Here is a 22364-nt window from a genome sequence, read left to right as displayed (position 1 = left end):
CCCTCCGGCATGGCACGCCGGTGCGCAAGAGCGCCCCGTCCGCCTGGCGGGCTGCGGCGTCGACCGCGCCCTGCGCCTGCTTCCGGGCCGCTGCCGGCGTGAATACCGGCTGCTCTGTGCGCGAGTCCGGCGAACTCAGGCGGTGACCGGTGTGAACCGCACCGCCAGCGCCTTGGGACCGCGGGTGAACACTCCTTGCTCGACCGGGTCGAAGCCGTCGGCGAGGCGGACGTCGGGCATGGCATCCAGCAGCTGGTTCACCCCTACCTCGACCTCCGCCTTGGCCAGCAGCGCACCGACGCAGAAGTGCCGGCCGAGCGCGAAGGCGAGGTGATCGGCGGCGGCCGAGAACGCCGAGGTCGTGGTGAGGTCGTCGCGACGGATGTCGAACCGGTCCGGATCACGGTAGCGCTGCTCGTCGCGGTTGGCGGCGCCGATGAGACACGTGACCGTGGCGCCGGCCGGGACCGTGCCGCCGGTGAGCTGGACCTCGGTCGCCGACTGCCGCATGATCATGTGGACCGGCGGCGTGTAACGGAGGGTCTCCGCGAAGGCGGCCGGGATCAGGCTCCGGTCCTCGCGGACCGCCGCCAGTTGCTCGGGATGGAGCAGCAGGTTCGCCATGATGCCGGCGATCGCCTTGTCGGTGGTCTCCCCGCCGGCGGCCAGCAGCAGGCTGCAGAAGGCCTTGATGTCCTCGTCGCTCATGCGCACACCGTCCACCTCGGCGGCGCAGAGCGTGGAGAGCAGGTCCTCACCCAGGTTGTCGCGTCGTTCGCGGATGATCGGGATCATGTACTCGGCGAATTCCACGCGGGTGCGCTCGCCCGCGGCGGTCACTTCGGGGTCGCCGGAGAGGTTGCCGAGGAAGGCGATGACCGCCGTGTACCAGCCGTGGAACCGTGCGTGGTCGGCCTTGTCCAGACCCAGCATGTCCGCGATGACGTTGACGGGCAGGCGGGTCGCGTAGTCGCCGACGATGTCGGCGGATCCGGCGTGCCGGAAGGTGTCGATGAGTTCACGCGAGTTGCGCTCGATGACGGGCAGGAACTTCTCCTGCAGGTCGCTGCCGCGGAACGCGGGGGCGACAAGGGCTCGCCGCACAGCGTGTTCGCGCCCGCTGAGCTGCAGGATCGTCTTGCCGTGGACCGGTTCGAGCTGCCAGTTGTAGTTGTCGGTGGTGAACTCGGCCTGCTTGTCCTTGAAGACGCGTTCGACGTCCTCGTAGCGGGAGACGATGTAGCTCTGGGTGGCCTCGTGCCAGATCAGGGGCTCTTTCTCCCGCATCACCGCGTAGGCCGGGTAGGGATCGGCGGCGAACTCGGACGAGAGGATGTCGGGGAGCTGCTGGGCGGACACGGGACTCCTCGGATAGGTGACTGGCCGTCAGCGACCAGGCTAGTGATCTTCGGTGCCGTCAAACAGGGCTACGTAGGCGCCAGTTGAGCCCCTGCTCGTCAGGAACGGGTGACTGCCGTCGATACCGGCTGCGTCACGGACGGATGGCTGTCCGCCACGTGCCGTCGGCGAAACACCCGCCCTCACCCGGGGCGCCCGTTCTCCGTCCGATCTGCGCCATGAAAAGACCCACGCCGGCTGATCGGGAGTCGTTGCCGTCCACACCCGTCCTGGGTGCAACGGCAGCGGACCAGGTCATGGCCGTCAGTCGCCGGACCTGCCCCAGAAAGCGATCACGGCGTTCGCTCCGTCGGCACCCTTCAACTGCCTGCACCACGCCGACCAGCGCGGCATGTCCCACAGTCCCTCCGAGCCGGGACGCCGTGCTCTTCACGGTTCGGCTTCGTCATCGGTGGGCCTCCACGGCCGGGAGGAAGGCGAGTTCCTCGACCGGCCGGGAGGCACACCGACCTGCCGACGGCCTCTCCTCAGGTCTCGCGCACCGGCGCGTACACCTCGGCCTGCAGTCCGAACGTCCAGGCGACTCCTGCCTTCGCCGTCCGGGTCGACGGCGGTACCCGCAGCCAGTACGTGCGCCGGGTCCCGTCCGGCTCCGGGGTGGAGTTGAGTACCTCCACCATCACGACGGGCTCGTCGTCGGCCAGGTCGATGCGCCACAGCGTGCCCGTCTCGTCCTGGTGCACGGGCCTGGCGCCCGAGTCGGCGAGATAGCGGTCGTAGCCGTAGTACTCCAGCATCACGCGCCGCAGTTCGGCATTTTCCTCGGAGCGGATCCGCTCCGGTGTGAGCGTGGGCAGTTCGGCGAGGAAGTCCGCCGGTACGGGCATGCCGCGCCAGGCGTGCAGGGCGAAGCCGTCGGGGTAGGCGAGCGCCGGACCGTCCCCGTGGTCGAGGCGCCCCGCCTCGTCGCGGTGCAGGGCCACGGGCCGCTCCGACAGGACCGCGACGCGGGCAAACGGCCACCACCAGCCGGCGCTGCGGCAGATCGCGGCAAGTGCGTGGAGCGGGCCGTCTGTGGCGGGGAACGCGGCGAGCCAGGGCGCGTCGTGCTGCCCGAGCACGGCGTCCAGGAGGAGCAGCCGGACCTCCGCGGCCTCCTTGCCCGTGTCCCGGCCGACCAGCTCCTCGATGACGCCGACGCGGATCCGGTCCACGAGAGCCTGGGTGGAGTCCCACAGCAGTCCGCCGGTCGCCGCCCAGTGCGCGGACCAGCCCGCGGCCCCCAACTCGGCGTGCAGCCTGCGCCTCTCCAGCGCCCACGGAACGCTGCGCACCGCGTCCCGCACGCTCGGCCCCCGGTCCTCCGACTCCCGGATCAGGGTGACCGCCTCCCGCGGCGAGTCCACCCACACCACACGCTCCGGCTCCGCGAGTCCCGCCAGACGGTAGGCCCGCCGGACGCCGTCCTCGGCCGCCGCGCGATCGGCGGGCCCCGTCGCGCAGGCCCACGCGCGCCACCGGCCCAGCTCGTCCGGGGAGATGCTCTCCGCCACGGTCTCTTCGATGTCCGTCCTGCTCATGTGCCCCTCCACCGCCCGCTGTTCAGTCCGCCACGATCCGGACGGATCCGGGCACGTACTCCCGTTGCCGGATCACCCGGTACCAGCCCTTGGGCAGGGCGATCACCGCGTGCTCCTCGTGCACCACCCGGCCGCCCTGGGGAAGGTGCAGCAGCAGCGGCCCGAACGGTCCCGGCTCACGCACCAACTCGCCCGGCCCGACAACCGCGTGGGCATGTCCCGTGACCTCGCCCAGCGCCAGGACGAGCCGGCCCCGTCCGTCACGCTGCTCCCTGGGGGCGTGCGCCACGTGCGCCGGCACCGCCCCCTCCGTCACCGGCACGATCAGCACGTCTCCCTGTCGGTACATGGCTGTCCCCTCGCCGCCGGGTGCACCGCGCACCGGCCTCATGACCACGACCGTAGGGCCCACCACTGACAACGCCCCGAACCCCGCCCCGCCGACCGGTGTTGTCAGTGCCTGTTGGTAGAACTGCGGGCATCACAGACCGCACACCCTTTCTCCTCGGGAGCAGCCGCATGACCATCGGTGACCACCTCGACTCCCTGTATCGGCTGCCCTCGCACACCTTCCCGGGGCCCGACGGGCGCACGGACGGCCTCCCCGAGCCGGACGCCGTCGCCTGGCGCATCACCAGTGACGTGTACGACGCCGACGAGGACTGGCCGGACGCGTTCGCCCGTTTCTGCGCCGCCGTCGACACCACCCGGGTGCGCGCGCTGATCGTCGGGGCCTGGCAGGAGGCGTACGACTCCGACCCCTCCCCCGTCATCGAGGCACTGCTCGCCGCCCGGGACCGCTTCCCCGCGCTGCGTGCCCTGTTCCTCGGCGACATGGTGATGGAGGAGTGCGAGATCTCCTGGATCAACCAGGGCGACGTCACCCCGCTCCTCGCCGGGTTCCCCGCTCTGGAGGAGTTCGGTGTGCGCGGCGGGTCGGGGCTGGTGTTCACCGCGGTGAACCACGACGCACTGCGCAGACTGGTCGTGGAGACCGGCGGGTTGCCCGCCGAGGTGGTGCGCGGCATCGGCGCGAGCGATCTTCCCGCCCTGGAGCACCTGGACCTGTGGCTCGGCACGCCGGACTACGGCGGCGACAGCGAGGCCTCCGACCTGGAGCCGATCCTGTCCGGTGCCCGGCTGCCGCGCCTGCGCCATCTGGCCCTGCGCAACAGCGAGATGCAGGACACGGTCGCCGCGGCCGTGGCAGCCGCGCCCGTCGTGGACCGCCTGGAGGTGCTGGACCTGTCCATGGGCGTGCTGACCGACGAGGGCGCCGGCGCGCTCCTGGGCGGCCAGCCCCTCACCCACCTGAAGAAGCTCGACCTCCACCACCACTACCTCAGCAAGCCCGTCGAGGAGCGTGTGCGGCTGACTCTGGAGCCTGCGGGCGTCGAGGTCGACCTCGACCGCGACGACGCGGAGGAGGACACGGAGGACGACGGCACGGTCTGGCGCTACGTCGCCGTGGGCGAGTGAGCACCTCTTCCATGGTTCGACCGGTCCGCGGCGGCGGTCCGCGGTTCGCCGTGGTCGGCAATCCCGAGAACCGCCGGGTGTCCCTCTTCGCGGACGCGGTGCGCGCGGCCGGCCTGCCCGGCCCGCGCGTCGTCGCCTGGAGGGACGTCCTGCACGAGGGGGGAGCCGACTTCGCCGTCGACGAGATCGTGCGGATCGACTCCCCCGGCGAGAATCCCGAGGTCGACCGGCTGTTGCGGGGCGCTTCGGATCCCACTCGGGTCGAGGGTTCGGCACGCTGGTACCACGGGTTCATGACCGCGCTGCGCACGCTGCGCGGCGGTGTCCGGCTGGACGACGCCGACGATCTCGCGGTGCTGTTCGACAAGCGGGCCTGCCACGCCGTGCTCGACGCGGCGGGAGTCCCCGTCCCCGCTTCGCCGACGTCGGGCCCGGACGGCGTGCCGGTGCGCGGCTGGGACGATGTGCGGGCGCTGATGCGCGAGCACCGCATGTCCCGGTTGTTCGTCAAGCCCGCTCACGGGTCGTCGGCGTCCGGGGTTCTCGCCCTGGAGACGGGTGGCGGCGGGCGGATCAGAGCCACCACTTCCGTCGAACTGGCCCCGGATGGTGCTCTCCACAACTCCCTCAGGGTGCGCCGCTACGACAGCGAGCGGGACGTCGCCGTCATCGTCGACGCGCTCGCGCCCGACGGGCTGCACCTCGAACGGTGGGTGCCCAAGGCCTCCCAGCAGGGCCGCGCCGCCGACCTGCGCGTGGTCGTCGTGGCCGGGCGAGCCACGCACGCCGTGGTCCGCACCAGCCGCACGCCGCTGACCAATCTGCACCTCGGCGGCAGCCGCGGCGACCTCGACACCGCCCGTCAGTCCGTGGCAACGGCGGGCGCCCGCTGGGCGGACGTACTGGACGTGTGTGAGCGCGCCGCGTCCTGCTTCCCCCGCACCCTGTGTGTCGGCGTGGACCTGCTGCCGGCCGTGGGCTGGCGCAGGACCTTCGTCGGCGAGGTCAATGCCTTCGGCGACCTGCTGCCGCGGCTGACGGGCCTGCCGGGCAGTGGCGCCGAAGGCCTGGACACCTATGCCGCGCAGGTGGCGGCCGCCCTGCGCGGTCCCGCCCGGCCCGGCTCGCTCCACCCGTACAGAACAGGAACACCACATGCCTGAGCCCGACATGAACGAGGTCGTCGGCCACCACGACATCCTCCTCGTCACCCTCGACACGCTGCGCCACGACGTGGCCGTCGAGCTGGCGGCCGAGGGCCGCATCCCCCATCTCGCCCGCCATCTGCCCGGCGGCCACTGGGAGAAGCGTCACGCGCCGGGCAGCTTCACCTACGCCTCGCACCAGGCGATCTTCGCGGGCTTCCTGCCCACTCCGGCCGAACCGGGGCCGCACCCGAGGCTGTTCGCGGCGAGCTTCGCCGGCAGCGAGACGACCGCCGCCGGCACATTCGTGCACGACACCCCCGATTTCGTCTCCGGGCTGGCACAGGCGGGCTACCACACCGTCTGCATCGGAGGCGTCGGCTTCTTCAACAAGCAGGGACCGCTCGGGACCGTACTGCCCGGCCTCTTCCAAGAGTCCCACTGGGAGACGGAGTTCGGTGTCACCTCGCCGCACTGCTTCGAGAACCAGGTCGCCCGCGCCGAGCAGGTCGTCGCCGCACTCCCCGCCGAGCAGCGGCTGTTCCTCTTCGTCAACGTCTCCGCCCTGCACCAGCCGAACTGGTTCCATCTGCCCGGCGCGACCCGCGAGGCCGGTGACAGCCGCGAGACGCACGCCGCCGCGCTGGAGTACGTCGACCGGCACATCGGCCGGCTCTTCGCCGCCGCGAGCTCCCGGCGGCGCTGCTTCGCGATCGTCTGCTCCGACCACGGCACCGCCTACGGCGACGACGGCTACACCGGCCACCGCCTCGGCCACGAGTCCGTGTGGACCGTGCCGTACGCCCACTTCTTCCTCGACCCCGCCGAGGCCGTCCGATGACCACCACCCACCTCACCAGCCCTTACCAGCACTACGTGTACGCCTATCCGCACAAGACCGCCTACCGCAGGCTGCCCGATCGGCCCGCGCTGCGTTCCCTGTGGGCGGCGGAGGACAAGAGCGCCCTCTCCCTCTATCTGCACATACCGTTCTGTGAGGTCCGCTGCGGGTTCTGCAACCTCTTCACCCGCATCGGCGCCCCCGAGGGCCTGACCGGCGCCTACCTGGACGCTCTTGAGCGGCAGGCGGGCGCCGTACGCGAGGCGCTCGGCGACACCGACCCGGTGCGTTTCGCCACCGCCGCCTTCGGCGGGGGCACCCCCACCTTCCTCACCGCGGCCGAGCTGGAACGCCTCTGCGACATCGCGGAGCACCGCATGGGCGCGGACCTGCGCGCGATCCCGCTGTCCGTCGAGGCCTCACCCGCCACGGCCACGGCCGACCGCCTCGCCGTCCTGGCGGAGCGCGGCACCACCCGGCTCAGTCTCGGCGTCCAGAGCTTCGTCGACTCCGAGGCCAGGGCCGCCGTACGCCCGCAGCGCCGCGCCGACGTCGAGGCCGCACTCGCCCGGATCCGGGACGCCCGCATCCCGGTCCTCAACATCGACCTCATCTACGGGATCGACGGCCAGACCGACCAGACCTGGCTCCGTTCCCTGGACGCCGCCCTCGCCTGGCAGCCCGAGGAGCTGTATCTCTACCCCCTCTACGTCCGCCCCCTGACCGGCCTCGACCGCCACCGCGCCGAACCCGGACCCGACCCGGCCTGGGACGCACAGCGGCTGCACCTGTACCGGGCGGGCCGCGACCACCTCCTCGCGCGGGGCTACACCCAGCAGTCGATGCGGATGTTCCGGCGGGTCGACGCCCCGCAGCAGGGTGCTGACGACTACGCGTGCCAGACCGACGGCATGATCGGCCTGGGCTGCGGCGCACGCTCGTACACAGCCGGTCTGCACTACTCCTTCGACTACGCGGTCGGCATGCACGAGATCCGCGGGATCATCGACGACTACGTGGCCACGTCCGACTTCGGCCGTGCGGAAGTCGGGTACCGCATGGACGCGTACGAAGCCCGCCGGCGCCATCTCCTCCAGTGCCTCCTCCAGGCCGAGGGCCTGCCCGTGGACGACTACCGCGCGCGGTTCGGGAACAGCCCCTTCGACGACTTCGGTGCCGAACTCCATCGCCTGATCGACCGCGGGCGGCTGGCCGACACCCACACCACGCACCTGCGGCTCACCCCGGAGGGACTCGCCCACTCCGACGCCATCGGCCCCGAGTTGTTCTCCCCGGCCGTCCGGTCCGCCATGGCCGCCTACGAGAGGAAGTGACCGGCCCGCCATGGATCTGACCGTCCTGTACCGGGGCCCGCTCGCCTCCTGCGACTACGACTGCCCCTACTGCCCGTTCGCCAAGCGCCGCGACTCGACCACCCGACTTCGCGCCGATCGGGCCGCCTTGGAGCGCTTCGCGCAGTGGGCCGCACAGTGCGAGGACCAGTTGTCGTTGCTCTTCACGCCGTGGGGCGAAGGTCTGGTGCGCTCCTGGTACCGGCGCACCCTCGCGGAACTTTCCCGTCTGCCGCACATCCGCCGGGTCGCCATCCAGACCAACCTCAGCTGCCGCACCGACTGGCTCGCGGAGGCCGACCGGGACACCCTCGCCCTGTGGTGCACGTACCATCCGGGCCAGACACCCTACGACCGCTTCCTCGCCAAGTGCCGCGACCTCGTGGAGCGCGGTGTGCGCTTCAGCGTCGGCGTAGTGGGCCTGCCCGAGCACCTGGAGGCGGCCCGCCGGCTGCGTGCCGACCTGCCCGGACACGTCTATTTGTGGATCAACGCGGCCGAAGGACACACCTACCGGGACGCCGAGGCCGACGAATGGACCACGCTCGATCCCCTCTTCCCGTACAGCCGCCACCCGCACACCAGCGCCGGACTGCCGTGCCGCACCGGCGAGTCCGTGATCTCGGTCGACGGTGACGGTACGGTCCGCCGCTGCCACTTCGTCCGCGCCGAACTGGGCAACCTGTACGACGGTTCGTACCGCGCCGCCCTGCGCCCCCGCCCGTGCCCGCTCGCGGTCTGCGACTGCCACATCGGCTACGTCCACCTGGAGACACTGCCGTTGTACGACGTTTTCGCGGGCGGGGTGCTGGAGCGGGTGCCGGCCGGGCTGCCTGGACAGCGTTCCGTGCGCGACGTGACGATCACGGCGGGCCGAACTTCCCGATGACTGTCGCTCAGACACCGAGGTAGGGGGCGATGGTGGCGGCGGTGGTCGAGCACTGCAGGTAGTTGGTGGCATGGTGGAAATGGAACAGGGGGCTGACCACGCTGGTGTGGTCCAGGGCAATTCCCTCGAAGTACCGTCCGAGCTGTGGTGGGACGGCGACGGGGTCTCCGGGGTCGGCGATGACGGGGGCGCTCTCGTCGATGCGCGTGGGGTAGGTCGTGGCGGTTCCTCGGTGTCGGGGCCCGGGCCGTCGCCGGGGAGTCGGCGGTGGCCCGGGACCCCCTGCACGCACGGCCACCGGCATGCGTTCGAGGCCGGACCTGCTGTCCGGACGGAGCCCGGTCGCCGGGCTCCGTCTCGGCTTTTCACCTTGCGCAGGCGCGCTGTGGTCAAGGTGCGCCGAGCCGATTGATGTCGCCGCTGTCGAGTACATGGGGCTCGTCGCCCTTCTGCCCGGCGACCGCGATCATCGCCCGCCCCAGGTGTTCAGTCGTCGTGGTGTGCCTCGGCGCGAGGCGGTGCAGGACGGGATACAGCCAGGACGTGGCCCGGTACAGCGCCCGGTAGCTGCCTGTCTGCGAGACGGCGCCGTGCCGGGGCTGGATGTAGCCGGGGCGGAACATGTACGCGTGGAAGTCCAACGCCAACAGGGCGTTCTCCGTACGGCCCTTGACGCGCGCCCACATCGCGCGGCCCTGCTCCGTGCTGTCGGTGCCCTCGCCCGACACGTATGTGAAGGTCAGGGCGGGATTGCCGGCGCCGACCACGCGGGCGGCGGCGAGCGTGTAGGCGTACGTGATCCGGGTGTACTCCGCTTCCTTCCGCCCGGCCGCCGAGACGCCCAGGCAGTAGAAACAGGCGTCCAGGTCCTTCAGCTGGTCCCGGATCGCGGAGAAGTCCTCGAAGTCCGCGTGCACGACCTCGCGCACCTTCGGGTGGGACGTTCCCAGGGGCTTGCGGACGACCAGCAGGACGTCGGTGACGGTGTCGTCCAAGAGGCAGGCGCGCAGGACACCCTGCCCGACCATGCCGGAGGCGCCGAAGATGACCACGCGCATGACTGCTCCAAAGACTGAGAGGCGGGGCCGCGCGTCAGGACTGCGCGCGGGCGAGGGTCCCGGCGACGAGGGTCGTCAGGGTTTCCTGCAGGGACGGCGCGAAGTCCATCCGGTATACAGCCAGGGAGGGGTCTTCCTCGTAGGCGGCGAGCATGGCGGCTGACGGCCGGGCGTGTGTCCATACCGCCCCGGCGGTCATGATCATCTGTCCGCACAACTGCTCGGCACGCTCGCCCAGTTCAGGCAGGTGGACGCGGGCCAGGGCGGCGAGGTCGGCGACGCTGGAAAGGGCGGCCCTCTTGTAGCGGGCGGCGACCTCGGGCGAGACGTTGTGCTCCAGAACGCCGGCCTGGGCGCTGAGCAGGTCGCACAAGATGCGGCGCTCCGCGAGGGTACGCGTGATGACCGCGGCGAACTGCTCGCCGCGCCGACTCACCGGAGCGCCGGCGTCGACAGCGGCATCAAGCCGCTCGGGCAGATCGGCGTTCCACTGCCTCCACGCCTGATCGAGGAGCTCCAGCAGGACCGCTTCGCGGGACTCGAAGTAGCGCAGCACATTCGACTTGGCGAGACCGACCCGGCGGCTCAGCTCGTTGAGGGCGACCGCACTCACGGGCATCTCGTCGAGCATCGTGGCTGCGGTGTCGAGGATCGCCCGCCGCCGCATCGCGCGCTGCTCCTCGCTGCGCGCGCGCTGGAAAGTCGTCATGCAGCCCACTTTACAGACTCCCGGTCTTTTGACATCAGACCGGCGGTCCCTTACGTTGTGGGCACGTAATAGACCGGCGGTCTGAAATGACTCGCCGGTGCTCCCCACCCTGCCGGCCGCGCCCGCAGCAGGGCATCAGAAAGCGAGATGTGCCATGACGTCCTACGACAAGCTCTTCATCGGTGGGCACTGGGTGACCCCGGCCGGTTCCGAGGTCATCGAGGTCCGCTCCCCGCACGACCAGTCGCTCGTCGGCACGGTTCCGCACGCCACTCCGGCGGACGTGGAAGCGGCGGTGGCCGCCGCCCGCGACGCCTTCGACAACGGCCCGTGGCCGCGGCTGACGCCCGAGGAGCGGCAGGAGACGGTCAAGCGTTTCCAGGAGCTGTACAGCGACCGGTCCGCCGAGATGGCCGCACTGATCACGGCGGAGAACGGCTCGCCGATCGCGATCACCACCGGCCTGAACGTGCACGGCCTGCCCGAGCAGACCGCTGCCTACCTGCGCGCCGCCGAGAACCTGCAGTGGGAGGAGCCGCTCGCGTCCGGGGCGCTGCTGCGCCGCGAGGCGGTCGGCGTGGTGGCCGCCGTCATCCCCTGGAACGCTCCGCACCAGTCGGCCCTCGCCAAGATGGTTCCCGCGCTGCTCGCAGGTGCCACCGTGGTACTGAAGGCGTCGCCGGAGACGGCGGTCGACGCCCTGGCGCTCGCGGAGGTCTTCGCGGAGGCCGGGTTCCCGGAGGGTGTCGTCTCGGTGCTGCCCGCGGGCCGTGAGACGAGCGAGTACCTCGTCGCCCACCCGGACGTCGACAAGATCGCGTTCACCGGGTCGACCGCGGCGGGGCGCAAGATCGCCTCCCTGGCCGGTGAGCAGCTCAAGCGGGTCAGCCTGGAGCTCGGCGGCAAGTCCGCCGTGATCGTCCTGGAGGACGCCGACCCCGCCGCCGTCGCCGAGGGGCTGAGGTTCCACTCGCTGGGCAACAACGCCGAGAACTGCCAGGCCCACACCCGGATCCTGGCCCCACGCAGCCGCTACGAGGAGGTCGTCGAGGCGGTCAGGACGATGATGGAGTCGCTGACCGTCGGTGACCCGTCCGACCCGGCAACGTTCATCGGCCCCATGGTCCGTGCCGACCAGCAGGAGCGCGTGCGCTCCTACATCGAACTCGGCATCGCCGAGGGCGCGCGCCTGGTGACGGGCGGGCCGCAGGTTCCCGAGGGCCTGGAGGGCGGCTTCTATGTCACCCCGACCCTCTTCGCCGACGTCGACAACTCGATGCGGATCGCCCGCGAGGAGATCTTCGGGCCGGTCCTGGTCGTCATCCCCTTCGACGACGAGGACGACGCGGTCCGGATCGCCAACGACTCCGACTACGGCCTGGGCGGCGGCGTCTGGTCCGCCGACCGTGAGCGCGCGCTGGCGGTCGCCCGCCGGGTGCGCACCGGCCTGATGCTCGTCAACGGCGCCATGCCCGCCTTCGACGGCCCGTTCGGCGGCTTCAAGGCCAGCGGTGTGGGGCGCGAGTTCGGGGCCGTCGGCCTCAACCAGTACATCGAGCACAAGACCATCGCCGCCTGATCCGCGCGGCCCTCAGTCGCAGTCCTCGCTGCTCGACGCCCCAACCCGCTTCCTTCGGGCCGAGGGGACACCGTGACCTTGGTGTCCGGGCGCGCGGGCAGGCGCGGACCCGCGCCGTGGCGGTGGTCAACCACAGCCCCCGGTCACAGCGCTCAGCTGTGACCGATCCCCCGGTCGGCACTTGAGCTGTTAGTCGGCACCGTGAGCGCGGTATCTGACAGGTGACCCAGCAGGGGCACGGACGGTGGGGGCAAATCGTGGCAGTGTGCTTCGAATTGGTGATGGACTTCGGCAGCGACGTCCAGGCGGCCCGGGCGGCGGCGTCCATCGAGCCGTGGCCGTACACGCTCCGCGCGGGCGCCTTCCGGATCCCGCTGCATCGGCCCATGCTGTCGACAGCCGGGACCACTGTGCAGCTCAGCGTCCTTCCGGTGGCCGTCGGCCATCGCGTTGCAGCCGACGGCAGTCTGCCGCGGTTCGACCTCACCGAGTCGGAGCTGACGGAACTCGGCTGTGGCCTCTACAGATTGCTCGCACGTTTCGAGGGCTACGTCGCTGCCATGGTGGGCTGGGACCCGGAGTGCCTCCTGGACATCGACGAACTGGAATCCGAATGGTCGGAGGAACTCGCCGACGGCACGCTGCCCGGCCTTGTTCTCGCCGATCACCTCCGTACCCGCCTCGCCCTGGGCCCGGCTTGGGTTCCCTTCCGGCCCGGCTATGTGTGGCTCCCCTGTCCGCAGCAGTGATCCCCGGCCGACGATGTCCGTCGGAACTGGGGCGACACCCTTTACCAGGTAAGCCAGTTGTGAACCAGGTCGGCGAGAGCGTCCGGCCGGCGTCAGTGCCGGGATGTTCCGAGGGTCCGGTCGACCGTCGCGGACCGGCCGCCCGCGCCGTTCCACTCCGTGGTGCTCTTCCGCCGTCTTCCGGTCGTCGCTCGGAGGCCGGCCCTCCTCGCAGGCCGACCCTGGCGTCGGAGCACCACGGCTGATGCTGCGGCCGGCCCTCCGACCGTCAGTCGCTACGGGCCGTTCCGATCCTCCTCACGGGCGTTTTGGCTGCTCGGGCGAATCAGCCGACGGGCTCGCCGAACCAGCGCGAGAGGTGGTCGTCCAGGTCCTGCTGATCGTCGCCGATCCAGGCGACATGGCCGTCGGGGCGCAGCAGGAGACACGGAACGTCCAGTGCCGCAGTGGGATCCGCGAGGTAGTCCACCCGGTCCGACCAGCCGCCGACGGTCAGGCGTTCGGTGCGGTCCAGCAGCAGGCCGCGGCCGCGATGCAGCAGGCCGTAGAGGCGGCCGTGCTTCACGTCGATGTCGCGCAGGCGGCGGCCGACCAGGTCGGGGCCTTCGCCGAAGTCGTAGCGGATGCCGATCGCGGTGATCTTCTCGATGAGATGGCGGTTCACCTCGTCGAAGTCCATCAGTTCGGTGAGCAGCCTGCGCACGGCCTGCGGGCCCGGCTCGGTGGAGTGCAGTTCCATCTGGGCACGGGTGTTGTCCAGCACGTCCTCGGCGACCGGACGGCGTTCGGCCTGGTAGGTGTCCAGCAGTGTTTCCGGCGCCCAGCCGCGGATCTGTGCGGCCAGTTTCCAGCCGAGGTTGAATGCGTCCTGAACGCCCAGGTTGAGGCCCTGACCGCCGGTGGGTGGATGGATGTGTGCCGCATCACCGGCCAGCAGCACCCGCCCTACCCGATAGCGTTCGGCCAGCCGGGTGGCATCCCCGAAGCGGGACAACCAGCGCGGGGAGTGCACGCCGAAATCGGTTCCGGCGATGGCGCGCAGTTGTTCCCTGAAATCCTCGAGGGTGGGCGGCTCGGCGCGATCACTCACTCCCGCGGCGGGGACCACCACGCCATACGCCCCATTGTTGAAGGGCCTGAGACTGAATCGCTTGTCGGTCGCCTGGATTTCGGTCACCTTGGCGGCGATCTCCTCCTTCGGCACACCCACTTCCATCTCGCCCATCAGCGTCTCGGTCCGCGAGGGCTCGCCGGGGAAACCGACGCCGAGCAGTTTGCGCACCGTACTGCGCCCGCCGTCACAGCCGACGAGATAGCGCGTACGCAGCCGTTCGACTCCCCCGCCGGCTACGCCCTCACCGGCAGGGGTGCCCCCGCCGGCCAGCTGGACGGTCACGCCCTCGTCGTCCTGCGTGAAATCGGCCACCGCGCAACCGCGTCGGACCTGCGCACCCAGTTGCGTCGCATGTTCTTCGAGCAGGCGAACGACGACCGGCTGCGGGATGCCCAGCAGATAGGCGTGCGCGGAATCCAGACCCCGGGGCACGGGTTTGTCGATGGCGGCGAAGAATCCGCCGGCCGGACGCTGTCTTCCGTGCTCGCGCATGCGGTCCAGCAGTCCGCGCATGGCCATCAGTTCGAGACTGCGCATGTGCAGCCCGACGATGCGGACGAACGACGCGGGCTCGGTCTCCTTCTCCAGAACGAGTACCCGCACGCCGTGCAGCCGTAGTTCGGCGGCCAGCGTCGCACCGGTCGGCCCGCACCCGACAATGATCACGTCGTAGATGAGGGGCGCGCGATCGGCGCCGGAGCTCGACGACCGGCGTCCGGGGACCTCGCTCACGGCGACGTCGCGCTCGACCGTGTCGTTCGACGACGGCTCGGAGGTGAACTGCGAAGAGTCCATAGGTGTTGCCTTTCGGGAGTGCCTTGTTGTGGAGGCGCTCCCGGCGACACCTACGTCAGTCGCCGGCCGTGACGGGAAGGGGGAGCACCCACGTCGATACTGCGTTCATGGGTCTCACCTCCTCGGGCGGTGTCGCGGTCCACTGCAAGCTACAAGCCCGAGCACCACCCCGTCCAATCTTTTCCCCGGCTCTGAGACCAGGCAGAAGGGCGGTCTCATGGGGAGACGAAGACGGTGACGGCGATGTCGCGGGCGCTCGAGGAAGACGAGCGAGCGCGAGGTGAAGCTCGTCGGCGCCGTAACCCTTCTGAGGGTGCGCCCCCGTCGAGGGAGCGCACCCCACTGTCTACCGGGTGCCGTTGTCGGCGAACGTCCACACGGCACGGCTTCCGGGGCCGACGACGAGCGTCGACCGACCGATCCGCTCCACATGCCGGTCCTTCAAGGGCCGGTTGAGCGACATGTCGACCCGCTGCAACCCAGCCTGTTCGCGCGGCACGGCGTCGAACCGAATCGTGGTGCCGCCACGCTCCGCCACGACGCCACCGCCCGTCACGGTCCGGACGGCGAACCCGCCGGCCCGCAGCAGCGGCACGGTGTCCGCGAGGTCGCCCTCGGTGACCGCGAGGCGGACCGACGTCACGTCACGCATCAGGTGGGTGCGGTAGTCGTCGGACAGGTAGCGCTCCCGGCCGACGTCACCGGGAGAACTCGCCGGCTCGGTGTTGCTGCGAGGATCGGCGAAGTACTCCGGTCGGTATTCCATCGCCCAGGCTCCGAAGGCGTCGTACTCGGTGGCGGTGAGGACGGCGTCGAACCACGGCACGGGCACACCGTCACCGAAGTCCCGGGTCTGGAGGAATTCGACGGGGTCGGTGACGCCTTCGTCCTTCAACCGCTCGGTGACGGTCGCGAGGTCTTGCGCTCGTTCGGTCGACAGGCCCAGCCCGGCGGAGCCGAGGGTGCCGTCCTGGCCGGCGAGGTCGCCGACTCCGAACAGTTCCAGGTAGGTCTCACGGCCCATCAGATAGCGGCCGGTCCAGGTCTGTCCGCCGGTACCGGTCGTGGTGCGGACCTGGAAGTTGGCGAAGTCCCGCAGATAGTCGGAGTGCTCGATGGCGTCGGCGGTCTCCCGGTCGAGGACTCCGTAGGAGTGGTTGTAGAACAACAGCTGCCGGTCGTGGGAGGACCGGCTCCCCTCCGCCTGCGCGGTCCCCACACCACCGCCGATCGCTCCGGTGAGGGCCACAGCGAACACGATGATCATCCGTAATGTCCGGCGAATCAGCATGTGCGAGATCGTAGGACGGGGACGATGCGGTCGCTGTTCTTTTCGATCCAGGCCGAAATGCTTGACACTTGGTGATCGGCGAGGCGCCGCTCCCCCACCAGGGACGACCGCTGATACGCCCGCCTCGGATTCGGACCGAGGCCTTTTCGCACAGGAGGAATGCTTCATGAATGACTGGCCCTTGACGCTCATGGCGGTACACGCCCACCCCGACGACGAGGCCACGGGAACAGGGGGTGTCCTTGCCCGGTACGCGGCGGAGGGCATGCGCACGGTCCTTGTGACGTGTACCGACGGCGGTTGCGGTGACGGACCGGATGGTGTCAAGCCGGGCGATCCCGGGCACGATCCGGCGGCGGTCGCTTTGATGCGGCGTCAGGAACTCGAAGCCAGCTGCGAAGTCCTGAAGGTCACTCATCTGGAGACGCTGGGCTACGCCGACTCCGGGATGATGGGCTGGCCGGCCAATGACGCCCCCGGATCCTTCTGGCAGACGCCCGTGGAGGAGGGTGCTGCCCGACTTGCGGAACTCTTGCGGCTCTACCAGCCCGATGTGGTCGTCACCTACGACGAGAACGGCTTCTACGGCCACCCGGACCACATCCAGGCCAATCGCATCACGATGGCGGCGCTGGCGATGACCGAGGTGACGCCGAAGGTGTACTGGACGACTGCGCCACGCTCGATGATGCAGCGGTTCGGCGAGGTCATGCGCGAGTTCGGTGCGGACGGTCAGGAGCCGGATCCCGCCGAGGCCGCCGCGATCGCCGAGATCGGACTCCCCGACGAGGAGATCACCACCTGGGTGGACACCACCGCGTTCGGTGGCCAGAAGTTCGACGCGCTGGCGGCGCACGCCAGCCAGGGCGAGAACATCTTCTTCCTCAGGATGGGCCAGGAGAGGTTCACCGAGTTGATGGGTGTCGAGACCTTCGTACGTGTCCAGGACACCACCGGCGCGGCCGTGCCCGAACACGACCTCTTCGCCGGACTCCGCTGATCCGCCGGCCCACCGGGGGCCCGGGAGTGCGTCCTTGCCCGGCGGAAGAGCTCGTACAGCTCAGGGCCCCCACCGACGGCTTTTGCGCAGGTCGTCGGGGGCAGCGGGTCATGAGTGCGGCAAAGGCTGCTCCGTCCAGACGGTCTTGCCGTCGTGGCTGTAGCGGGTGCCCCACCGCTCCGTGAGCTGTGCGACCAGGAAGAGCCCGCGTCCGCCCTCGTCCGTGATGAGGGCCCTTCGGAGGTGCGGGGAAGTGTGGCTGGTGTCGGACACCTCGCAGATCAGGCACTGCGCACGGATGAGGCGCAGGGTGACGGGGCCGGCCGCGTACCGATAGGCGTTGGTGACGAGCTCGCTGGCGACCAGTTCGGTGGTGAAGGTCAGCTCCGTCAACCCCCATTCGGTCAGTTTCGCCGTGGTCAGCTCCCTGGCGCGGGCAGCGGCGGTCGCTTCCAGGGGGAGCTGCCACGAGGCGACATTCTCCGGCGGCAGCACCCGGGTACGGGCGATGAGCAGCGCGATGTCGTCGCTGGGGACGTGTCCGACGGGCAGCAGCCCTTCGACCACGGCTTGGCAGGTGCGGTCCAAAGGGTCGGCGGGGCGGGTGAGACGTGCGCGCAGACTCTCCAGCGCGGCGTCGATGTCACCGCTGCGCGCCTCCAGGAGGCCGTTGGTGAAGAGCGTGAGCAGGCTGCCCTCGGGGAGGTCGAGGTCGCACGTCTCGAACGGCAGTCCCCCGAGGCCGAGCGGCGGCCCCGCCGGCAGGTCGAGCATGGTCACCTCGCCCTCCGGAGTGGACACCAGCGGTGCCGGGTGGCCGGCGCGTGCCAGGGAGCAGCGCCGGGAGACAGGGTCGTAGACCGCGTAGAGGCAGGTGGCTCCGAGCACCTGCTCCACCGCCGACCGGCTGCCGTCGGAGTTCGCCTCCAGCTCGGCGGCCAGCAGACCGACCAGATCGTCCAGCCGGGCAACCACCTCGTCCGGTTCCAGGTCGAGGCTGGCCAGGGTGCGCACGGCGGCGCGCAGGCGGCCCATCGAGGCCGCAGCGTGGATCCCATGGCCGACCACGTCTCCCACGACGAGGGCGACCCGGGCCCCTGACAGCGGGATCACGTCGAACCAGTCACCGCCGATGCCCGGTTCACCGCTCGCCGGGAGGTATCGGCAGGCCACCTCGACGGCCGGCAGGTCGGATGCCGCGCTCGGCAGCAGACTGCGCTGCAGCGTCAGAGCCGCGCTCTGCTGCTGGGTGAAGCGGCGCGCGTTGTCGATGCAGACGGCGGCGCGCGAGGAAAACTCCTGGGCCACCGCGGCATCGTCATCCTCGAAAGGCTCCGAATGGCGAGCTCGCCACAGGCTCACCACGCCCAGTGCCAGGCCCCGCGCCACCAGGGGTACGGCGATCAGCGAATGAACGCCGAGACCCAAGGCGACCTCGACCCGTCGCCGGTCCATTGCGTACCACTCGGGGCGAAGGGACAGCAGCCGTTCGAGAATCGTGCGGCGCTCGGCCAGGCACCGCGCCTGCGGAGACTCCGGAAGGAGCGGGACCACCTCGCCCTCCTGGAACGGGACCCGGTGTTCCGGGGGCGCGAGGGCCACCCGGAACAGGGAACCTCTCAAACCCCGAGGCGGTTCGTCACCGACCGTCACCGGCTGCAGAAGGTCCACCGAGCAGTAGTCGGCCAAGCCGTTGACGGCCACCTCGGCCAGTTCCCGAGCCGTCCTCGTCACGTCCAGTGAGGTTCCGATACGGGCGCTCGCCTCGTTCAGCAGCGTGAGTCTGCGTCGGGCCCGGTGGCGCTGAGTGACGTCCTCGATCGTCTCGGCGACACCGAGAACCCGCCCCGAGGAGTCTTCCATCCGAAATCCCGAGACGGACACCATCCGTTCCCGACCCGGATCATGCCGTGTCCGGGCCGACTGCTCCGTGAAGATCCACGGCTGGCCGGTCTCCAGGATCTGTCGCACCCGCTCCTCGGCCGGACCTGCGTCCTCGTCGACCATGAATTCGCGGGGGCGGCGGCCCACCGGCGCCTCGGCAGGGACGCCGCTCGCCTTTTCGATCGCACGGTTGACCCGAATCACTCTCATGTCCGGGCCGTAGGTGACAAGACCGATCGGGGACCGGCGGTACAGGCCGTCCAGCAGCGCACGGTCCCGCTGCCAGGCAATGACCTCCGCGGCCGGGGCACCGACCAGGATCCACTCCTGAGCGTCCCCTTCACGGGTGGTCGCACGGGCCCGAAAGCCCATCTCCACGCGCTGTCCGTCGCGGTGCCGGATGGGCAGGACTCCGAACCAGCCTCCCGCCCTGATGGCGTCCACGACGACGGACCGCGCAGCAGGTAGGTCACGGGCGTCGACCAGAAGGTCCTGCCACGCCCGACCGATCACTTCCTTGGCCGTATAGCCCAGCAGTTCCTGTGCACGTGTGCTCCAGCCGACCACTGTGCCCTGATCGTCGAGCACTGCCGAGGCGCCATGCCCGAGGGCGAACGGATCCTCCGGACTCTCGCTGAACAGCATCGACGGAGTCCCCATAACCACCACCTTGCCTCCGTGACTCCGATGTTCCTCCCCCCTGTCTCAGTCCGCGACTCTCCCGTCCCTTCGGGTCGGCGGTTCTGCGGTTCTGCGGTTCGGCGGGGGCGGCAGGGCGGCGCTGAGCGCGTACAAGGAATCGCGTACAAGAAATGGGGTGCCACCTGCCCGGGACCACACCGTCACGCAGGTCGGTGAGGCGACCACTCCGTCGCCGGCGCACGGTGGGCCGCAGGCGACGGGTCGGTTCAGTCCGTGACGGCGGTCCTGCCCGCCCCGGCTTTGCCCGCGAACAGGATGAGCACGGAGGCGGTGACCGAGAGCGCTGCCAGAACGGCGTTGGTGGTGTTGAACGCGCCCTGGGGTGTCCCGCGGCCGAGGGCGGCGGTTTCGCGGCGGTCGGCCGAGTTCACTGGAGAGTGGCCACGGTCCGCTGCCGATCGAGTCCGGCAGCAACCGGGCTCGCGCTTGACCGCGACCTCTTGACGTTGCATCAGTCCCGACGGGGTGACGACCGTGCCGAGGACACCGGCCGCATCGTCGTCACCGGCTGAGGGACGAGGCGTCCCCCATGACGATCACGGGATGCCGAGCGGGTTCGAGGGCACGCAACAGCGCCCGCATGTCCTTCCTCCGCAGGCTCACACATCCGTGCGTGGGGCCGCCATGGTCGACGTGCAGCCATATGTAGCCGCCCTTTGCCGCGCCTTGCGGGTGGGTCCCGTCGAGGGGTGATGTTCCGGTCCTGCGGTTGTAGTCGATGGCGACGACGTAGTCGAAGGTGCCCGCGAGCGATTCGCCCCGGAAACCCAGACCGCCGGTGGTGAAGGCCGCCGTGTGGTGGTAAGGCAGCCGGGTGCCGGGATCGGCGAGCCGTCCGCCTGCGTCGGTGAGAGAGAACACACCGATGGGAGAGTGGAGATCATCCACATGGTGGTCGTCCGTCCAGCCCCTGAGGGCGTTGTGGGCGGGCCAGGTGGGTCCCGGCTCCCAGCCCGCGCCCGTGCGCTCGTACAGCACCGCTTGCGCGGTGGAGGAGTTCTTGGCCTCGCCGGTGACGAGAACGACCTGACGCGTGTGGGCGGGGATCTTCGCCAGCGTGTGCGGGCCAAGGCCCGGCAGCTGTGCGTGGACGGGAGCGGCGAGGGCATCGCCGCCCCCCGCCGCGCGCGGGGGCGACGGCTGCCTCTTGCCGGGACCGGAGGGGGCGCCGTGCGCTTCGAGCGCCGCGGGCCGGACCGCATCGGTCGTTCCGGCGCCCGAGCATCCGGCGAGGTTGAACGTGAGCGCCAGGACGGTGCCGGGTATGAGCAGACGGTGCGGGCGGCGGCTGCCACGGCCGGTGGCCGAGCGCTCGTCGAGCGGCGCGAGGAGGGCAGCCCGCAGGGACGATCGGTGTGTGGATGACGTCATGGTCCTCAACCTGGATGACACATGTGAGTGGGTGGTCGGTCTGCGGACGCGCTCGTCCGATCTCGCGTGGTCAGTCGGTGAGTTGCCTGAACGTGTGTCGGCGGCTCGGAGCGGCGCGGACCGTGGGAGCGGAGCGAGAACGCCGTCGTCCGGCGGGCCGGGGGCGTGCTCGCCGCGCAGGTCCCCACCGGCGAGAGCACGCCTTCCTTGCCCTTCGACTGCCGTGCGGAGAAGCCAGGTCGGTGACCTGGTGCAGATGTCTTCTCCGGGGCTTCAGCCTTCCTTGGCATTCGCCGGTACGGTGATCTGCCGGTGGGCCCACTCCATCTGGGTGGTCGCCTCGTAGTGCACCGTCGCGCCGGGCTTCAGCCCCGCGTCCCGTGCGACGGCCGACGGTTCCACCAAGACACTCTGATCGGACAGCAGGGCACCGGTGGCGGGGTCCACCACCAGCCGCTGCTCCACTGCCCCCAGTACCGTCGTTGCCCTCACGGGGAGGATGATGGCCATGCCCGAACGGCCCAGGGGGTCGGTGGCGGGGCCCTCGACGCGGATGTCGGGCAGGTCTGCGAGCACTCGGTAGGCGGCGGCCCGGGTCCCCGGTTTCACCGGCATGGTGATGAGGTTGGCGATCTGGCGCAGCATCCAGGCGGTGCGTCCGTCGGCACCACCGTCCTGCCGGTACAGCCGGAGCAGTTCCTGGCGCAACGTGCCGGTGTCCGTGGGCAGTGCGCGCAGGTCGTGGTAGGAGACGTTGTTCGGGCCGAGGGCGTAGATCTTGTTGCCCATGTTGGTGTGCATGACCATCGGTCGGCCGGCTCCGACGGTGAAGCGCACCTTGAGCCGGCTGTCGGCCTTCACCTGTCCTTCCACCTGATGCGGTGAACCGGCGTCCCGCCACCGCGCCATGTCCGCAGCAGTGCGCGGTGCGGTCCTCGCGTCCAGACCTGAGACCATCAGGCTTTGGGTTCCCGAGCGCACACCCACCGACCACTTCTCGGTGGAGGTGCTGCGCAGGGTGTAGCGCCGTCCCCGCTCGCCGACGACGTCCACGTTCTCCGAACGTGTGGTCACCTGCCAGTACGTGCCGTCGGCCGCCGCGGTCTCCGCAGCCTGCGCCACACCGAGCAGTTCCATACGGTCGTTCAGCGTGGCGGGTGTGCTGGACGGCGGACGCGTCGCCGCCGGAGTGCTCGTGGTGTCGCCCGTGCCCTGCCCGACGAGAACGCTGAGCACGACCGCGGACGCGGCGATCGTCGCGACCGCTCCGAGCGGCAGGAGTCGGGGGCGCAACCGGACCGGGGACACCGAGGAGGTGCCGACAGGGCGCTCCCGCGATTCGGCCGTGATGTGGGCGAAGTCCTCACGCTGCCGGGGCGAGTCGGCCAACAGGCTCGGGTCCAGCTCGGCGGGCCGGGCTGCCGCGAGCGTCTTCATGACGTCCCCTCGACGTGCGGTTCGCCCGTC

Annotated in this window: 19 protein-coding genes; 8 read left to right on the top strand and 11 right to left on the bottom strand. The window is 70.4% G+C overall.

The genetic code is table 11. The features are described from left to right. Positions 1-135: 135 nt before the first annotated feature. From ABEB03_RS25970 to ABEB03_RS25960, 3 genes are all read right to left on the bottom strand, one after another. The gene (locus tag ABEB03_RS25970) at positions 136-1359 is read right to left on the bottom strand and encodes a cytochrome P450 (protein WP_345654175.1); all 1224 of its coding nucleotides are present in this window, start codon (positions 1357-1359) and stop codon (positions 136-138) included. 527 nt (positions 1360-1886) lie between these two features. Next, complete coding sequence (locus ABEB03_RS25965; RefSeq protein WP_345654172.1) at positions 1887-2939, bottom strand: DUF6745 domain-containing protein; 1053 nt, start codon at positions 2937-2939, stop codon at positions 1887-1889. A gap of 22 nt (positions 2940-2961) precedes the next feature. After that, entirely contained in the window at positions 2962-3288 is a 327-nt protein-coding gene (locus ABEB03_RS25960; RefSeq protein WP_345654169.1) for a hypothetical protein, read from the bottom strand. A 170-nt stretch (positions 3289-3458) separates the two neighbouring features. Here ABEB03_RS25960 and ABEB03_RS25955 point away from each other — a divergent pair, with 170 nt between their 5' ends. Genes ABEB03_RS25955 through ABEB03_RS25935 form a run of 5 tightly spaced genes read left to right on the top strand, consistent with a single transcriptional unit; the run spans position 3459 to position 8645 of the window. Next, a complete protein-coding gene (locus ABEB03_RS25955) occupies positions 3459-4418 on the top strand; it encodes an STM4015 family protein (RefSeq protein WP_345654166.1) in 960 nt (319 codons plus the stop codon). An 11-nt stretch (positions 4419-4429) separates the two neighbouring features. After that, positions 4430-5581 carry an STM4014 family protein gene (locus tag ABEB03_RS25950; RefSeq protein ID WP_345654163.1) on the top strand — a complete coding sequence of 384 codons (1152 nt, stop codon included), beginning with the start codon at positions 4430-4432 and terminating at the stop codon, positions 5579-5581. Positions 5582-5588: 7 nt separating this feature from the next. Beyond that, the gene (locus ABEB03_RS25945; protein ID WP_345654762.1) at positions 5589-6404 is read left to right on the top strand and encodes an STM4013/SEN3800 family hydrolase; all 816 of its coding nucleotides are present in this window, start codon (positions 5589-5591) and stop codon (positions 6402-6404) included. Continuing rightward, positions 6401-7738, top strand: a complete 1338-nt coding sequence (locus tag ABEB03_RS25940) for an STM4012 family radical SAM protein (RefSeq protein ID WP_345654160.1) — start codon at positions 6401-6403, stop codon at positions 7736-7738. The genes ABEB03_RS25945 and ABEB03_RS25940 overlap by 4 nt, the downstream gene beginning before the upstream one ends. A gap of 10 nt (positions 7739-7748) precedes the next feature. After that, entirely contained in the window at positions 7749-8645 is an 897-nt protein-coding gene (locus ABEB03_RS25935; RefSeq protein WP_345654156.1) for an STM4011 family radical SAM protein, read from the top strand. A gap of 389 nt (positions 8646-9034) precedes the next feature. On the opposite strand, the gene ABEB03_RS25930 is transcribed toward ABEB03_RS25935, so the two are convergent. Together ABEB03_RS25930 and ABEB03_RS25925 are read right to left on the bottom strand one after the other, a co-directional pair. Continuing rightward, complete coding sequence (locus ABEB03_RS25930; protein WP_345654153.1) at positions 9035-9703, bottom strand: NAD-dependent epimerase/dehydratase family protein; 669 nt, start codon at positions 9701-9703, stop codon at positions 9035-9037. Positions 9704-9737: 34 nt separating this feature from the next. Beyond that, positions 9738-10412 (bottom strand): TetR/AcrR family transcriptional regulator, encoded by a 675-nt coding sequence (locus ABEB03_RS25925; protein WP_345654150.1) that lies wholly within the window; start codon positions 10410-10412, stop codon positions 9738-9740. 154 nt (positions 10413-10566) lie between these two features. On the opposite strand from ABEB03_RS25925, the gene ABEB03_RS25920 reads away from it, so the two are divergent. Next, a complete protein-coding gene (locus tag ABEB03_RS25920) occupies positions 10567-11991 on the top strand; it encodes an aldehyde dehydrogenase (RefSeq protein WP_345654147.1) in 1425 nt (474 codons plus the stop codon). A 257-nt stretch (positions 11992-12248) separates the two neighbouring features. Beyond that, on the top strand, positions 12249-12740 hold the full coding sequence (locus ABEB03_RS25915; RefSeq protein WP_345654145.1) for a hypothetical protein: 492 nt from the start codon (positions 12249-12251) through the stop codon (positions 12738-12740). A gap of 325 nt (positions 12741-13065) precedes the next feature. Here the strand turns inward: ABEB03_RS25915 and rox are convergent, their stop codons facing one another. Both rox and ABEB03_RS25905 read right to left on the bottom strand, forming a co-directional pair. Next, on the bottom strand, positions 13066-14649 hold the full coding sequence (gene rox, locus ABEB03_RS25910; protein ID WP_345654142.1) for a rifampin monooxygenase: 1584 nt from the start codon (positions 14647-14649) through the stop codon (positions 13066-13068). Positions 14650-14995: 346 nt separating this feature from the next. Continuing rightward, on the bottom strand, positions 14996-15916 hold the full coding sequence (locus ABEB03_RS25905; protein ID WP_345654138.1) for a DUF5829 family protein: 921 nt from the start codon (positions 15914-15916) through the stop codon (positions 14996-14998). A 190-nt stretch (positions 15917-16106) separates the two neighbouring features. On the opposite strand from ABEB03_RS25905, the gene ABEB03_RS25900 reads away from it, so the two are divergent. Continuing rightward, complete coding sequence (locus ABEB03_RS25900) at positions 16107-16940, top strand: PIG-L family deacetylase (protein WP_345654134.1); 834 nt, start codon at positions 16107-16109, stop codon at positions 16938-16940. A 108-nt stretch (positions 16941-17048) separates the two neighbouring features. Here ABEB03_RS25900 and ABEB03_RS25895 read toward each other — a convergent pair whose 3' ends face one another. The 4 genes from ABEB03_RS25895 to ABEB03_RS25880 all read right to left on the bottom strand — a co-directional run bounded on the left by ABEB03_RS25895 (position 17049) and on the right by ABEB03_RS25880 (position 22334). After that, on the bottom strand, positions 17049-19484 hold the full coding sequence (locus ABEB03_RS25895; protein WP_345654130.1) for a SpoIIE family protein phosphatase: 2436 nt from the start codon (positions 19482-19484) through the stop codon (positions 17049-17051). A gap of 248 nt (positions 19485-19732) precedes the next feature. Continuing rightward, the gene (locus ABEB03_RS25890; RefSeq protein WP_345654127.1) at positions 19733-19897 is read right to left on the bottom strand and encodes a hypothetical protein; all 165 of its coding nucleotides are present in this window, start codon (positions 19895-19897) and stop codon (positions 19733-19735) included. Between the two features lie 130 nt (positions 19898-20027). Further along, entirely contained in the window at positions 20028-20897 is an 870-nt protein-coding gene (locus ABEB03_RS25885) for a L,D-transpeptidase family protein (RefSeq protein ID WP_345654124.1), read from the bottom strand. A 273-nt stretch (positions 20898-21170) separates the two neighbouring features. Further along, complete coding sequence (locus ABEB03_RS25880) at positions 21171-22334, bottom strand: CU044_5270 family protein (RefSeq protein WP_345654121.1); 1164 nt, start codon at positions 22332-22334, stop codon at positions 21171-21173. Positions 22335-22364: the final 30 nt, after the last annotated feature.

This window comes from Streptomyces siamensis, assembly GCF_039543605.1.
Classification (GTDB): Bacteria; Actinomycetota; Actinomycetes; order Streptomycetales; family Streptomycetaceae; genus Streptomyces; species Streptomyces siamensis.
Note: the sequence above shows the minus strand (reverse complement) of the source record. Positions and strands in the feature narration are given on the sequence as shown.

Coding starts and splice junctions, on each gene's coding strand:
- ABEB03_RS25920 (WP_345654147.1), top strand. CDS start 10,567: ATGACGTCCTACGACAAGCTCTTCATCGGTGGGCACTGGGTGACCCCG.
- ABEB03_RS25905 (WP_345654138.1), bottom strand. CDS start 15,916: ATGATCATCGTGTTCGCTGTGGCCCTCACCGGAGCGATCGGCGGTGGT.
- ABEB03_RS25925 (WP_345654150.1), bottom strand. CDS start 10,412: ATGACGACTTTCCAGCGCGCGCGCAGCGAGGAGCAGCGCGCGATGCGG.
- rox (WP_345654142.1), bottom strand. CDS start 14,649: ATGGACTCTTCGCAGTTCACCTCCGAGCCGTCGTCGAACGACACGGTC.
- ABEB03_RS25960 (WP_345654169.1), bottom strand. CDS start 3,288: ATGTACCGACAGGGAGACGTGCTGATCGTGCCGGTGACGGAGGGGGCG.
- ABEB03_RS25965 (WP_345654172.1), bottom strand. CDS start 2,939: ATGAGCAGGACGGACATCGAAGAGACCGTGGCGGAGAGCATCTCCCCG.
- ABEB03_RS25935 (WP_345654156.1), top strand. CDS start 7,749: ATGGATCTGACCGTCCTGTACCGGGGCCCGCTCGCCTCCTGCGACTAC.
- ABEB03_RS25885 (WP_345654124.1), bottom strand. CDS start 20,897: ATGACGTCATCCACACACCGATCGTCCCTGCGGGCTGCCCTCCTCGCG.
- ABEB03_RS25880 (WP_345654121.1), bottom strand. CDS start 22,334: ATGAAGACGCTCGCGGCAGCCCGGCCCGCCGAGCTGGACCCGAGCCTG.
- ABEB03_RS25940 (WP_345654160.1), top strand. CDS start 6,401: ATGACCACCACCCACCTCACCAGCCCTTACCAGCACTACGTGTACGCC.
- ABEB03_RS25950 (WP_345654163.1), top strand. CDS start 4,430: ATGGTTCGACCGGTCCGCGGCGGCGGTCCGCGGTTCGCCGTGGTCGGC.
- ABEB03_RS25930 (WP_345654153.1), bottom strand. CDS start 9,703: ATGCGCGTGGTCATCTTCGGCGCCTCCGGCATGGTCGGGCAGGGTGTC.
- ABEB03_RS25900 (WP_345654134.1), top strand. CDS start 16,107: ATGAATGACTGGCCCTTGACGCTCATGGCGGTACACGCCCACCCCGAC.
- ABEB03_RS25945 (WP_345654762.1), top strand. CDS start 5,589: ATGAACGAGGTCGTCGGCCACCACGACATCCTCCTCGTCACCCTCGAC.
- ABEB03_RS25895 (WP_345654130.1), bottom strand. CDS start 19,484: ATGGGGACTCCGTCGATGCTGTTCAGCGAGAGTCCGGAGGATCCGTTC.
- ABEB03_RS25955 (WP_345654166.1), top strand. CDS start 3,459: ATGACCATCGGTGACCACCTCGACTCCCTGTATCGGCTGCCCTCGCAC.